This is a genomic window from Balneatrix alpica DSM 16621 (assembly GCF_000619885.1).
Taxonomy (GTDB): domain Bacteria; phylum Pseudomonadota; class Gammaproteobacteria; order Pseudomonadales; family Balneatricaceae; genus Balneatrix; species Balneatrix alpica.
The window spans coordinates 491,475-505,658 of sequence record NZ_JHUZ01000006.1 but is presented as its reverse complement, the minus strand read 5'-3'; the positions used below and the strand labels follow the sequence as shown (position 1 = coordinate 505,658).

Annotated in this window: 10 protein-coding genes and 1 riboswitch; of the genes, 4 read left to right on the top strand and 6 right to left on the bottom strand. The window is 52.6% G+C overall.

What is annotated here, in order from left to right; all coding sequences use genetic code 11:
- Positions 1-10 precede the first annotated feature (10 nt).
- Both hemB and Q334_RS0102850 read right to left on the bottom strand, forming a co-directional pair.
- Positions 11-1,021, bottom strand: a complete 1,011-nt coding sequence (gene hemB / locus Q334_RS0102855; protein ID WP_027311884.1) for a porphobilinogen synthase — start codon at positions 1,019-1,021, stop codon at positions 11-13.
- A gap of 152 nt (positions 1,022-1,173) precedes the next feature.
- Positions 1,174-1,971: a putative hydro-lyase gene (locus Q334_RS0102850; RefSeq protein WP_027311883.1), complete on the bottom strand. Its 798-nt coding sequence runs from the start codon at positions 1,969-1,971 to the stop codon at positions 1,174-1,176.
- Between the two features lie 91 nt (positions 1,972-2,062).
- Between Q334_RS0102850 and Q334_RS0102845 the strand changes: the two genes are divergently transcribed.
- From Q334_RS0102845 to pbpG, 3 genes are all read left to right on the top strand, one after another.
- Positions 2,063-2,896, top strand: coding sequence for a 23S rRNA (adenine(2030)-N(6))-methyltransferase RlmJ (locus Q334_RS0102845; RefSeq protein WP_027311882.1), 834 nt, complete (start codon positions 2,063-2,065; stop codon positions 2,894-2,896).
- A 321-nt stretch (positions 2,897-3,217) separates the two neighbouring features.
- Positions 3,218-5,245, top strand: coding sequence for a putative bifunctional diguanylate cyclase/phosphodiesterase (locus Q334_RS0102840; protein WP_027311881.1), 2,028 nt, complete (start codon positions 3,218-3,220; stop codon positions 5,243-5,245).
- 63 nt (positions 5,246-5,308) lie between these two features.
- Positions 5,309-6,325: a D-alanyl-D-alanine endopeptidase gene (gene pbpG, locus Q334_RS0102835; protein WP_211249476.1), complete on the top strand. Its 1,017-nt coding sequence runs from the start codon at positions 5,309-5,311 to the stop codon at positions 6,323-6,325.
- A gap of 71 nt (positions 6,326-6,396) precedes the next feature.
- On the opposite strand, the gene thiC is transcribed toward pbpG, so the two are convergent.
- On the bottom strand, positions 6,397-8,268 hold the full coding sequence (gene thiC / locus Q334_RS0102830; RefSeq protein WP_027311879.1) for a phosphomethylpyrimidine synthase ThiC: 1,872 nt from the start codon (positions 8,266-8,268) through the stop codon (positions 6,397-6,399).
- A 16-nt stretch (positions 8,269-8,284) separates the two neighbouring features.
- Positions 8,285-9,115, bottom strand: coding sequence for a bifunctional hydroxymethylpyrimidine kinase/phosphomethylpyrimidine kinase (gene thiD / locus Q334_RS0102825; protein WP_027311878.1), 831 nt, complete (start codon positions 9,113-9,115; stop codon positions 8,285-8,287).
- Positions 9,116-9,180: 65 nt separating this feature from the next.
- Positions 9,181-9,273: riboswitch (TPP riboswitch) on the bottom strand.
- 163 nt (positions 9,274-9,436) lie between these two features.
- On the opposite strand from thiD, the gene Q334_RS0102820 reads away from it, so the two are divergent.
- Complete coding sequence (locus tag Q334_RS0102820) at positions 9,437-10,006, top strand: D-sedoheptulose-7-phosphate isomerase (RefSeq protein ID WP_027311877.1); 570 nt, start codon at positions 9,437-9,439, stop codon at positions 10,004-10,006.
- Positions 10,007-10,055: 49 nt separating this feature from the next.
- Here Q334_RS0102820 and Q334_RS0102815 read toward each other — a convergent pair whose 3' ends face one another.
- Positions 10,056-11,312: a DUF4214 domain-containing protein gene (locus Q334_RS0102815; RefSeq protein WP_162157412.1), complete on the bottom strand. Its 1,257-nt coding sequence runs from the start codon at positions 11,310-11,312 to the stop codon at positions 10,056-10,058.
- A 546-nt stretch (positions 11,313-11,858) separates the two neighbouring features.
- On the bottom strand, positions 11,859-14,180 hold the full coding sequence (locus tag Q334_RS20235) for a glycosyltransferase family 4 protein (protein ID WP_245593655.1): 2,322 nt from the start codon (positions 14,178-14,180) through the stop codon (positions 11,859-11,861).
- Between the last annotated feature and the right edge of the window lie 4 nt (positions 14,181-14,184).

Below are 14,184 nucleotides of genomic sequence, written 5' to 3'. Positions count from 1 at the left end.
CTATACCCGCTTACTGATTTAATAGTTGTGCGGCACGTTTGGCAAAGTAGGTCAGAATGCCATCCGCCCCTGCACGTTTCATGCCCACCAGCGCTTCCATCAGGGTGGCCTCGGCATCAATCCAGCCCTGCTGGCCCGCAGCCATATGCATGGCATATTCACCGGATACCTGATACACAAAAGTCGGCACGCCAAATTCGTCTTTTACCCGGCGCACAATATCCAGATAGGGCATACCGGGCTTCACCATCACCATATCGGCCCCTTCCGCCAGATCCAGTGCCACCTCATGCAAGGCTTCATCAGAGTTGGCTGGGTCCATCTGGTACGAATACTTGTTGCCCTTGCCCAGGTTACCCGCCGAGCCCACTGCGTCACGGAAAGGGCCATAATAGGCAGATGCATATTTGGCAGCATAGGACAGGATACGGGTATTCACGAACCCAGCCGCCTCCAGCTCCTCACGAATTCCACCAATACGGCCATCCATCATATCCGAGGGTGCTACCACATCCGCCCCAGCTTGCGCGTGGGAGAGCGCCTGGCGAATCAACGTATCCACCGTGCGGTCATTTAGCACATAACCCTGCCCATCGATGATGCCGTCCTGACCATGGGTGGTAAAAGGATCGAGCGCCACATCGGTAATCACCCCAAGCTCAGGGCAGGCATCTTTAATCGCCTTGATCGCCCGTTGCGCCAGACCATCGGGGTTGTAGGCCTCCTCAGCCAGCTCAGACTTGGCAGAGGCAGGGGTGACCGGAAACAACGCCAGCGCAGGGATGCCTAAACTCACCAACTGCTTGGCCTCCGCCACCAACAAATCGATACTCAAACGCTCCACCCCTGGCATCGATACTACAGGCTCGCGCTGCCCTTGCCCCTCCAACACAAACACGGGGTAGATCAGATCGTTCGTGGTAAGCACATGCTCACGCATCAAGCGGCGGGAAAACTCATCCGCGCGCATACGACGCATACGGGTTTCGGGGTAAAAACGCTGACTGGCATTAAAACGCACGTTGGCCTCCTTGTGGTCACCCCTGCACCTGTCAGAACACAGTCAGGCTAGTATGTGACACTCAAATGACAATCAAATGACAGCAGAGTCATAGCCTAGAGCATCCGCTGTCATCCAGAAAAAAGATATTCAAATCAGAGTGTTTCTCTGCTTTATCCTGATCGTGCCAGATGTTGCTGCAATTGCCGCTGAGGGATGTCAGTAATCAGCATACAACCAGGGGAATGGGTCACCGCAATTGGCAATCTGGCCTGCTGCAAGGCCAATTGCGGCGTCACCCCGCAGGCCCAAAACAGTGGCAGTTCATCACTGGCAAGCTCAACCGCCTCGCCAAAGTCCGGCTGAGACAGATCCTTAATCCCCAAACTCAGGGGTTGGCCAATCTGTAACGGCGCACCATGCACCTGGGGACACTGACGCGTCACTTCCAACACCCTTGCCACCTGATCGACACGGTAAGGGCGCATACTCACCACCAGCGGCCCACGAAAAGGACCGACAGTCTGACTGGCAATATGGGTAATATACATCGGCACATTACGCCCTTGCTGCCAGTGGCGCGGTGGCACCCCAGCCTCAGCCAGCGCCGCGTCAAAAGAAAACGAACAACCCAGCAGAAAGCTCACCCAGTCTGGCTGCCAAATATCGAGCACCGAAGTCGGCTGCTCAATACACTGACCATGCTGAAAAACACGATAACGAGGCACATCCTGGCGCAGATCAATATCCTCGCCCCAGTGCGGCAACTGCCACTGCCCAGGCTCGGTTTGCGCCAACAAGGGACAAGCCTGAGCATTGGCTTGGCAAAACTGAGCAAAATCGTCCGCATATGCAGCAGGCACCACGACTAAATTGGCCTGCACAAAGCCAGCCGCCAGATGGGCGGTATGCTTGCGCCAGCACTGTTGCCGAATCTGTTGACGACAGGCGTAAGGATGCGACTGCCACATGTCTCTGTGCCTCATGCAAGTTGTGCTATGCTGCGCCGTCATAGCTGGCGCTTATTGTGCCAGAGAATAGCACTAAAGAGTTGGGTCGAACTTGAACTACCGCCACATCTACCATGCCGGCAATTTTGCCGATGTTTGGAAGCATCTTGTCCTGGTTGCGCTCCTGGATGCGTTAAAGCAAAAAGACAAAGCGTTTTGCTATCTTGATACCCATGCCGGCATTGGCCGTTACAACCTGGATGCCGAGCAAGCACGCAAAACCGCCGAAGCCGATCAGGGCATTGGTCGCCTGAGCCAGCACACTCATTTACCCGAATTACTACAACGCTACCTGCAACTGGTTGAACAGTGTCGTGCCGAACAGCCACAGAGTTATCCAGGCTCCCCCTGGCTGGCTGCCATGTTGCGCCGCCCGCAAGACAGCCTGATTCTCAATGAGCTGCACCCGGAAGATCAGCAGCAGTTAACCGAACTGTTTAAAGGTCAGCGCCAGGTCAGCCTGCGCCGGGAAGATGCCTACCAGAGCCTGCAAGCGTGCCTACCTCCGACGGAAAAGCGCGGTTTGGTGCTGATTGACCCTCCTTTTGAACAGGATAACGAGTTCAAAAAGCTGGCCGAAGCCATCCAAAAAGCCCATAAGCGCTGGCCAACCGGCTGCTACGCCATCTGGTACCCGATCAAAGACCGCCGTGAGGTGATGCAACTGCACCGCCGCCTGACCCTGAGCGGTATCCGCAAAATTCTATTGGCTGAGCTCCATGTCAAAGCGGCTGAACAAGGGGTATTTAGCGGCTCTGGCATGTTGATCATCAATCCGCCCTGGCAGTTACAGGAGCGCCTGCAACCGGCAGGAGAATGGCTACGCCAGACTTTAGGACAGGACGATCAAGCCAAACTAGTACTGGAATGGTTAGTGCCGGAATAATCGCCACAACGCTTGATCCAGCACCTTTACAGGTGCTGGCTAGGCTCGGCACATTTAATGCACTGCACCAAAGAATCTTTGCCTCCGCCCTTATTCTGGGCTATCACTAATGGATAACCGGCAAAGGAAGGAATGACCTCGGCTTTCACCCGGGCGACCCAGTCGATATAACTGCTTGTTTTTAGAAGCGATTATGTTAATTCTTTAGCTGATCAATGGAGCCTGCTCCATCAATCGCTGCACAGCATGCTGTGCCTGGCAGTCTCCCGGATGCACCGGGCGGGAAAGTACATAACCAGCTTGATCGGGGATCACGCTTTTATGCAGGTACAGCGTTCGCTTACGCTCACACAGCTACTCTATGTCACCGTTGCCACGCTGTTGCTAACGTTGATTTTTTTGGCGTTTCAGCTCTCCGCCCTTACCCGTCAACATCAAGCCCGTCAGGTTGTGTTGCTGCAACAAGTGCAGGAATCTGCTTATCGTCCCATGACCGTTGCCGCCTGGGAGATTAACGACGCCTTAGCCATTCAAACCCTGCACGGCATTCTGGCCTTGGATGGTGTTCAAGCAGGCCGCTTAACGCTGCTAGAAGGGCGGCGCCTGGCGGACTTGCGCCAGGTAAGTGCACCGGACTACTCCGCCATGGCAACCTGGTTATTTGGCCCTCCCCAACGCCTCACTCGTAACCTCTACGCCCCCAATGCCAGCGGGGATAACCGCCAGGTCATTGCTACCCTGGAGCTGGAAGGAGACCCAACTTACCTTCTGCAAAGCTGGATCGATACCGCCTGGGTGACCTTGCTCAGCAGCCTGGTACAGGCCATTCTGATTGCCCTGGTGCTGACCACCCTATTCCACCGTTTTCTTACCCGTCCGCTGATCAGCCTGGGGCATGCCATGGGGGCACTCGATCCCATGCACCCCGGTGGGCGCATGTTGCAAACCCCCAAAGGCCATGAAAAAGATGAACTGGGCATGGTGGTCACCGCTTGTAATAACCACCTTCGCGCCCTGGCTGATAGTCAAATCAGCCTGACCCGGATGGCGACACGGGATGGTCTGACTGGTTTGGCCAACCGCGCGCTGTTGATGGAGACCCTGGCTCAACGCATTGAAACCGCCCAGTCCCAGGATGCCAGCTTCGCGCTGTTAATGATCGACCTGGATCGATTCAAAAACATCAATGACTCCCTCGGCCACCAACAAGGAGATGCCCTGCTGCAGCAAGTCGCCATGCGCCTACAGCAAACCCTGCCCAAGGGGGTTCTGGTCGCTCGGCTTGGCAGCGATGAGTTTGTCGCCCTGCTCCCCACCTCCGAATCTCCGGAAGCCATTCTTGATCACGTTGAGGACATGCTCGGCCACCTGCGCGAGCCAGTAGAGCTGGAGGGCATGACCATCTCCCCCAGCGCGTCAGTGGGGATTGCTCTCTTTCCGGAAGATGGCGATAACCCCGACCTCCTCATGCGCCACGCCGATGTGGCAATGAACAGCGCCAAAAATGATGGCGTGCAGCAATGGGCCTTCTTTAAAGCCGAGTTGACCGAGCAGGCGCGAATTCATCTACAGATTGAGAACAACCTGCTCAAAGCCATCCATAATGGCGAATTCCAACTCTACTTCCAGCCGAAACTCGCGATTAAAACCCGTCAGGTGACAGGCTGTGAGGCGCTGCTGCGCTGGATTCGTCAGGATGGCCAGATCATCTCCCCGGCCCAATTCATCCCTATAGCCGAAGAGACCAAGCTGATTCTGCCCTTGGGCGACTGGGTGTTAGAAGAGGCCTGCCGCACCCTGCATAGCTGGATCGCCCAGCAGTGCGCTGTTCCTATTGCGATTAACGTCGCCCCGGCCCAACTGCTTAACCCCGGCTTCAGTCAACGTCTTGCCACCCTGCTCAGCCAATATGCCATTCCGTCACAGCTGCTGGAGATTGAGATCACCGAAACCACCATCATGCGCAACCTGGCTAAGGCCACCCAAGTGTTAGAGGAAGTGCGCAAATTAGGCCTCAAGGTGGCCTTGGATGATTTTGGTACCGGTTACTCCTCCCTCTCTTACGTTCAGCGCCTGCCCTTAGACATTCTCAAGGCCGACCGCTCCTTTGTCGCCAAGCTCCCCAATGACAGCGCAGTGACCCGTATTATCAGCTCGCTGGGCAATATCCTCGGCATTGAAGTCGTCGCCGAAGGGGTAGAGACACCCGCGCAATTGCACTGGCTGGCCGAACATGGCTTTGACACTGTCCAGGGCTTCTTGTTCTCTCCGCCTATTGCCCGAGAAATGTTTGAACAGCGCTACTTACTCCCCAACAAAAGTCAGCAGAAGGATAGCCAAGCCAGTTAACCTGACTAACTACTTTGAAAAATAACAATAATTTTTGCATCAGCTGCTAGGAGTCAGACCGCCTTGCACTATAATCAGCGCCGCCTGATCACTGCCCTACCGTTCTGGGCCCAATTCCACCCTTTAGCAGCCGATATCATCATGCCTGCACTGCGCTCTCTGCTCGTTCTGCCCTTACTGGTTTTCTCCCTGCTTTGTCTCGTCAGCCTGCCCAGTTGGGCTGCCAGCAAAGGCAATGCCCAATCACAAAAACAGGAACTGGCTTCCGGCAGTGCCCTGGTGGTGGATCTACAAACCAACAAGGTACTCTACTCCAGCAATCCGAAAATGGTGCTCCCCATTGCCTCAGTAACGAAGCTGATGACCGCCATGGTGGTGCTGGATGCCAAGCAATCCATGACCGAACTGATCAGTGTCGATATCAGTCACAATAAAGATTTAAAGGGGGTCTATTCGCGCCTGCGTCTGCAAAGCAAAATCAGCCGTAAAGAGATGCTGCTGCTGGCGCTGATGTCTTCGGAAAACCGTGCCACCAACAGCTTGGCCGTACATTACCCTGGCGGCTACAAAGCCTTTATCAAAGCGATGAATAACAAAGCCAAAGCCCTGGGGATGAAAAACACCCGCTTTGTTGAACCAACAGGGTTATCGGCCAAAAACGTCTCCAACGCCGAAGACCTGGTCAAGTTAGTGGTCGCCAGCCAGAAATATCCTCTGATGAATGAACTGAGCACCACCGCCAAGAAAACCGTACAGTTTCGTCAACCGAGCTACAGCCTGGATTTCGTCAACACCAATCCGTTGGTACGCAATAAGCGCAACTGGGATATTCGCCTGACCAAAACCGGCTTTACCAATGCCGCCGGGCACTGCTTGGTAATGCGCACTTACATCAACAAGCGTCCAGTGGCCCTGGTGGTGTTGGACTCCTTTGGCAAATACACCCATGTGGCCGATGCCAGCCGTTTACGCACCTGGCTGGAAACCGGCAAGGTGACCCCCGTCCCCGCAGCAGCAAAAAGCTATCGACAACAAAAGGATCGAGAGCGCCAGCAAGCCAAGCTGCATGCGAGCAACTGATCGTCTCCAATCAATGGCAGATAACAGAACGGGCACCTGGGTGCCCGTTCTGTTTATCGCCTAACCACTGGTTAAACCTCGTGGTATAAACGACCACCTTGCTGGCGGAACTCTTCCGCCATGCTTTCCATGCCCGCTTGGGCCTGAGCTTCAATCGCGGCAAGCTGGCCCGCGTCCAGCTCCCGCACTTCCTGACTGATTTTCATCGAGCAGAACTTGGGCCCGCACATGGAGCAGAAGTGCGCCACCTTGGCTGACTCCTTAGGCAGGGTTTCATCATGGAAAGCCCGCGCGGTATCCGGATCCAAACCAATATTGAACTGATCTTCCCAGCGGAACTCAAAACGCGCTTTTGACATCGCATTATCGCGAATCTGCGCACCCGGATGGCCCTTCGCCAGATCAGCGGCATGGGCGGCAATCTTGTAAGTAATGATGCCGGTCTTAACATCATCTTTATTGGGTAGGCCCAGGTGCTCTTTCGGCGTGACATAGCACAGCATGGCACAGCCAAACCAACCGATCATCGCCGCACCAATGCCGGAAGTGATGTGGTCATAACCCGGTGCAATGTCCGTGGTCAACGGCCCCAGGGTATAGAAAGGCGCCTCGCCGCATTCCCGCAGCTGTTTGTCCATGTTCTCCTTGATCATGTGCATCGGCACATGCCCAGGGCCCTCGATCATGGTTTGCACATCGTGTTTCCAGGCGATCTGGGTCAGCTCCCCCAGGGTTTCCAGCTCACCGAACTGAGCCGCATCATTGGCATCGGCAATGGAGCCCGGGCGTAGTCCATCCCCGAGGCTGAAGGACACATCATAGGCCTTCATAATCTCGCAGATTTCCTCGAAATGGGTATAGAGGAAGTTCTCCTGGTGATGGGCCAAACACCACTTAGCCATGATAGAGCCGCCGCGGCTGACAATACCGGTCAGGCGCTTCGCCGTCAGCGGCACATAGCGCAACAACACCCCAGCATGGATGGTGAAATAATCCACCCCCTGCTCCGCCTGCTCAATCAAAGTATCGCGGAAAATATCCCAGTTCAGATCCTCTGCCACGCCCCCCACTTTTTCTAAGGCCTGATAGATCGGCACTGTACCAATAGGTACCGGGCTATTACGCAGAATCCACTCGCGGGTTTCATGGATATGCTTGCCGGTAGATAAGTCCATGATGGTATCGGCACCCCAGCGGATACCCCAGGTCATCTTGGCCACTTCTTCCTCAATGGAGGAGGTCACCGCCGAATTACCGATGTTGCCGTTGATTTTAGTGAGGAAATTGCGACCGATAATCATCGGCTCCAGCTCAACGTGGTTAATATTGGCCGGGATGATCGCCCGCCCACGGGCAATTTCACTGCGCACAAACTCAGGGGTAATCTCGGCCGGAATCGCGGCGCCAAAGCTCTGGCCAGGGTGCTGGCTTTGCAGCAGAGCATTCTCTTTGGCCAACTGTAGCTTCATGTTTTCCCGGATGGCCACGTACTCCATTTCTGGGGTGATAATGCCACGCTTGGCATAGTGCATCTGGGTGACATTGCGTCCGGCCTTGGCCCGACGTGGCTGGCGGGCCAAATCAAAGCGCAAAGCTGCCAAGGTCGGGTCATTAGCACGGCGCTGGCCATATTCAGAGGTCAAACTCGCCAACTGTTCGCAGTCCCCCCGTTCCAACAACCAAGGGGTGCGAATGTCCGCCAAGCCCTTGCGCACATCAATGGACACCGCCGGATCAGTGTAGGGGCCAGAGGTATCATATACCCGCAGGGGTGGGTTTTCTTCCGCGCCAAACTGCGCAGGGGTCGGGGTCAGGCTAATTTCCCGCATCGGTACCCGGATATCAGCACGACTGCCCTCAATGTAAATCTTGCGTGAGGCAGGAAAGGGCTGTACCGAGGCTTCATCAACCTGGGCTCGTTCACTCAAATGCTGGTCTAACATGGGTGGCTCCTCAGAACTAAAGGGTGGGGGCAGTGGCGGGAAGCGGCCACCAGGCGTGCGCATGGTGTAAAGGGCCATGCCCCTGACCCACCGCCAAGGCATCTGCCTGGGCGAGGGCCTGTTGTAGATAGCGCTTGGCTTGCTCAATGGCGGCCAATAACGGCAACCCTTGTCCTAAGCCTGCGCAAATCGCCGCGGCCAGAGTACAACCAGTACCGTGACTATTACGGGTAGCAATGCGAGGACTGGCAAAACGCTGCCAATGCTGGCCATCAGTAAACCAGTCCACCGCCTCAGGGCCAGCCAAGTGCCCGCCCTTAAGCAGCACCGCTTTGGCCCCCCGCAGCAACAAGGCTGCCGCCAGCTCCTGCATCTCGTCTTCATTATCTGGCTCAGCACGCTGACAAAGTGCCGCAGCCTCCGGCAAATTAGGGGTAATCAGTTGAGCCTGGGGCAACAGTAGCTGGCAAAATGCCTCTATTGCGTCCTCCGCTAATAAGGCATGGCCACTCTTGGCCAACATCACAGGGTCCAATACCAACGGAATAGCGGCTTGTTGTAACAGCGGTGCGATCGCCTGAATAATGGCCCTGTTGGCCAACATGCCGGTTTTAATCGCACGAATATTCAAATCCTGGAGCACCGCCTGCAATTGCCCCACCACCAGCTCAGCAGACAACGCCTGTGCCTGCTGGACGCCACAAGTATTCTGCGCGGTGATCGCGGTAATCACAGAAGCGCCATAACAACCCAGCGCCATAAAGGTTTTCAAATCGGCCTGAATACCGGCCCCACCACTCGAATCCGAGCCGGCGATGGTCAGTACCTGGGCGGGAGGAACATGCATGGAGTTCGCCTCGCTACAGGTACCGGCGAGGACTCCATCCAAGGAGATAAACAAGAGAGACACAGCAGTGTCTGAGGCTTGTTCCCTACGCCAGTACAAACTGGATCAGGTTCTACGGGTATTTCTCAGCTGCTCAGGCAGCACCCCGACAAGTAATGAGCCGCAGTGTAAAAACTAAACAGGCGCTTGTCTAGCGGCCCTTGCTCAAGCGCAGTCGTGCTAAAAGGTGAGATTAGCCCCCGCGGCTGCTAAATTCTGGGCGCTGCTCAACGGCTTTGTTAAACTGCTGCCTCTGTGCCTATTTGAGCTTAAGGACTGTCTATGAGCGCCTCCACCTTTCATGCCACCCTAACCCGCCACCTCCAGGTGTTTAACCAGCTAAGCAGCCTGGAGCCTCAGGTGCTGGAACTGGCAGACCGGGTCGAAGCGTGCTTGGCGCAGGGCGGTAAACTGATTTTTATGGGTAACGGCGGCAGCGCGGCGGATTGCCAGCACCTGGCGGCGGAGTTTGTCGTGCGTTACAAGGCCGAGCGCCGTCCACTGGGCGCCATCGCCCTGACGGTGGACACCTCTATCCTGACCGCTCACTCCAATGATTACAGCTACGACAGCGTCTTTACCCGCCAAATCCAGGCCCTCGCCCGCCCCCAGGACTTGGTCATCGGCCTGTCCACCTCAGGTAATAGCGCCAATGTCATCGATGGCATCCGCGCAGCCAAAGAGCTAGGCTGCTTTACCTATGCCTGGACTGGCGAAAGTGGCGGTAAATTGCTGGCCTTAGCGGATGTCACCTTGCGCATGCCCAGTAACGAAACCGCCCGTATTCAGGAAGCCCATATGCTGATTGGCCACTGGGTCTGTGAAGAAATGGATAGCCGGCTGGCGGGTTAAAAATGCAATGAAGGGCGCATCGCCCTTCAAAACATACGCCCCAATAAACTCATAGCATCACTCCCGCATACCCATCTACTGCGTTGTAATCAAACACCCCAACTGGCTTGATGCTGTCAATCTCAGCTTGATCAAAGCCTACCTTATGCCAATCCATCTCCCGTAGATTGGGGCCATAATTGGTGACAAGCCAAGCGGTAACATCCTCGTCTACCTTGCTTTCATACTCAGGCGACCAAGTAAAGCCCGTCACCACTCGCCCCAGATCATTACTCTGATTAAAGTAATCCTGCCACCAGGCATAACCACCCGCATCGGGATCACGCCCCAGTACCACTTTATAAAGCGCCGTCAGGGTTTGATCAAAGGTCGGTGCACTACCTGGGGTGCCCCCTGCCTTGGTCTGAAACTCCGCTGACCACGCAAAGTCCAAGGCCAGCTTTTCCAGAATCTCCCCGTTATTGAGCCGCCCTAACCAATACTCATAGCCGCCCTTGTCCGGTACGCGATCTAACATGCCCTTATAAAGCTGGAACACGCCCTTGAGTTCATCCCGCACTTGGCTAAAGTCCATATCCTGGGTTTGGGCCTGAAACTCCGCTTTCCAGGCATTAAACAAATCGGTTTTGCTCATGCCCTTGCTGTGCATTAAATCCACCGCCTTTTGATAGTTAGGCGATAAATCAATGTAATGGGACTCTGCTTTGCTCGATACGTCAATTTTTGGGTCAAGATAATAGTAAGACCCCTTACGATCCACTATCTCCACCTCCCCTGCATGTTGAGCCAAAAAAGCTGCTTTTTGCTCCACACTCTCCAACAGGGTAAAAGCCACCTGATTCACCGTTGTCAGGGTCATAAAGCTAAACTTATCGGCCTCACTGAGCTTCATAAAAGTCAGGGAGTTAAGCAGGAAGAATACGGTTTGCGCATCAAATTGCTCAGGGTTCATATTCACCACCGGAGCAATCTCTGGGTGGGCCAAGCCACTTTCAAAGTAGTGGGTATCAAAGGCACTTTTACTGCCACTAAAGGGAACGGACTTTTTGCCCGCAATATCCCGCAGCAGGGAGTCCAGCATCATCCGCTCCCAATAGGGATGAATCTCCACCGAGACTGCACTATTGACCTGATAGGTTTCCCCCATCAGTAAACCAAACCAGGTACTCTCACTCAGGTTTTGGTACTTACTGACCACCTTTTCCGCCTGCCCCATTTTGGGGCGCGGAAAGTTAGGGTCGGTTAAGGCATCCCAGCCCGCCGTATTTTGTTTGCTGGTCACATAGGGCGTATAACGGCTACTCATATAATTAGCGCCGTTAAATGGATTGTTATAATAATGAAATGCTAACGAGCCGCCCCATCCCTCAAATAGCTTACTTTGCCCAACAATATAGTAACCAACATCCCGATTATAATGGGATGAAGCTAGCAATTGACCAGTCTCCGCTTCTTTTTTAACCGCCGTAAAGTATCGGTGAAAGAGGTGCATAGCTAAACGTCCCTTTAAGCAATTTCAATAAAGCCAATCATATAAATAATTGACTTTATTGTCTGTTGCAGGTTTTTGCCATTAACCTGCAAAAAAGTTAATTACAAAATCCGCCCGTAGGCGCAATGGCGCAGTCGGAGTTTTTAATCCCACCATGAAAGGCATCATTCAATTTGTCATCCTTTAACCCACTATCAAAACGCGACTGCCAATAGGCGGCCCCTTCTGGATCAGGTAGCCGGTTAATCCCAGAGGCATTGCCGCCGCCGTAAAGGCCGTACTTCCCAGTAAAAAGAGGAAGCATCTCGCTAATGCTTCCCCTCCTTTTACTTGATACAACCTTCGGCCCGATAGGCGGGGCTAGCAAATAGCCAACACTTCATCAACAACCGATTCAACTAGCGCATGCCAACCATAGTGATAAACACTTTGATTAGCTTGTATTCGGCTATTAGCATCGGCCTCTGCCAAGCCGATCACGAGATTACCCCACGCATGGTCATCGACAATCTTCAACAACTGAGAGGGGATAGACTCAAACCCCCTGGCCCCCACCTGAGTGGTAATAACCTGTAAACCATGGGCCAAATAGTCCAATACTTTCAAGTTAGTACCCGAGCCAGAATAAACTAGGTTTAACCCAACATCAGCACACTCCAAGAGCACATGTTTTTCCGCATCTGCGACGGTACCCCATAAGGTGACATTAGCAGGTACAGTATCCTTAACTGCCTCACAAACATTGCCCAGCACCCAGAAATCAACATCATGCAATTGTGCTGCCGTCATCAGTATTTCATTAAGTGCCACAACATTAGGCTGATGACGACTCCCAATAAAAACGCAAACTTTGCGCTTGACTACCCCTAGCTTCGTCCGAATTTGAGCACGTCTTTCTTCATCTAGACACAAAGGCTGGTACACCACACCATTCGGCAACAATACAGGATCAGCATGCCTTCTTTTACCATAGAGTTGCTGAAAACGATCAATATCTTTTGCAGAACAGGCCAACACCAGCTTAGCATGCAGCCACAATTCTTTTTCAACCTTTAACAGTTGGTTTAATGCTTTCTCTTTGCCAGAACCCTGCCAAATACTATGCTTAATATCATACTCAACATTATGCGCATCATAGATAAAGTTAGCGCGATGAACCGCTTTAACAACTGGGTATACATAGGCATGTTCACAGACTACTGTTTTATACCCTTTTAGACTTTTCTTGAGCAGCGCTAAAAAATCAGAAAATACTTTCGGCAAAAAAAGCATAGCCGCAATATCCCCTGCACTACAATTAAGCTCATCTTCCAGCTTAATCATATGCTGATTAAACCCTTGCGGCTTCGGTATCTCTTGAATAACAAAACTGCGCGAAATCTGCAGCTCTTTAGCCTGCCCACCTTCAGGCGAAAAACAAATCAAGCGAACATTAATATAACTCGACAAAGCTTGGGCAAGGTAAAATACTCGTGCCTGCCCACCACTCACTGGCGGATATACGCAGAAATCATTTACAATAGCAATAGACTTCGCATGTTTTTCCGCCAATAGCACACCGGCAATATTATCCCAGCTAATTTTACGCTTCACCAAATCAAAAGCATTACGCCCCATCTGGGCAACCTGCTCTAGATTATCCCCAAGATAATTAAATGCAGCGCTAAGGCTTTGCTCTGTTGGCTCGGCGACAAAGCCAGTCACATTATGCTGTACCCACTCCAGCGAACCCCCAGAATCACTACAAGTCAGGATGGGTTTAGATGATAAGAAGCTCTCAATGGTAATTAAGCCGTAATCCTCATCATAAGGAACATAAGGAATAAAATATGACTTTGAGTAATAATCTAATATTTCTTCATCCGTTAACCGACCAACAAATACAATCCGCTCATCCCCCCCTGCCAGCTTTTCAAGCCTCGCTCTCTCTGCGCCTTCTCCCGCAATATAAAACTTAACTTGGCAAGTGCTCTTCCTATAAGCAGAAACAAGCAAATCGATTCTCTTAGCAGAATCCAGCCGACTAACTGTAAAAATATGCTCCGGCGTAACACACCGATAATTACACAAATCACTAGGATGATATAAAACCCTAGGATAAACACCATCAGGAAAGTAATCTTGTCTTTCCCTTACATTCTTGGAAATACAAAAATATCTTTCAATGGAGTGAGGTGACAAACCCACTCTATCTAAAGCATGAACAATGGCTCGCGCGATGGGCCCAGGAAAGCAGTCATCCTTTTCGCCACTAAAGTAACCCTGCTTTTGCAATAAATTAAAGAAAGCTGGTAGATCCTTATGATCATTCAAACGATCTAAACTTTCTTTTAACTCAATTTCCTGATCGCTAACAGGAGAAAAGTAAGTAGGCTTTTTACAAAAGTGGTAAGCGTCATATAGTCCACGCAATTTATGCTGCATGTAAACAATATGATTATCATGCTTGACCATCCACGCCGGATACTTAGTAGAAATAACTAGATCAAAATGGCTCAGACTTAACTGACTAAAGTCTCGATACGCCGCCAACACTCCAGAAAAGGTCCGTTCATCAACAACAACCTTTATTAATTCACACTGCACCCCTGGCAAACTATTAAAATGGCTTTGCATACCAAGCCATAACTTCTCTGCACCACCAATCGTAAAAGGGACGGGACTGGGAGCAATAATTGCCACTTTC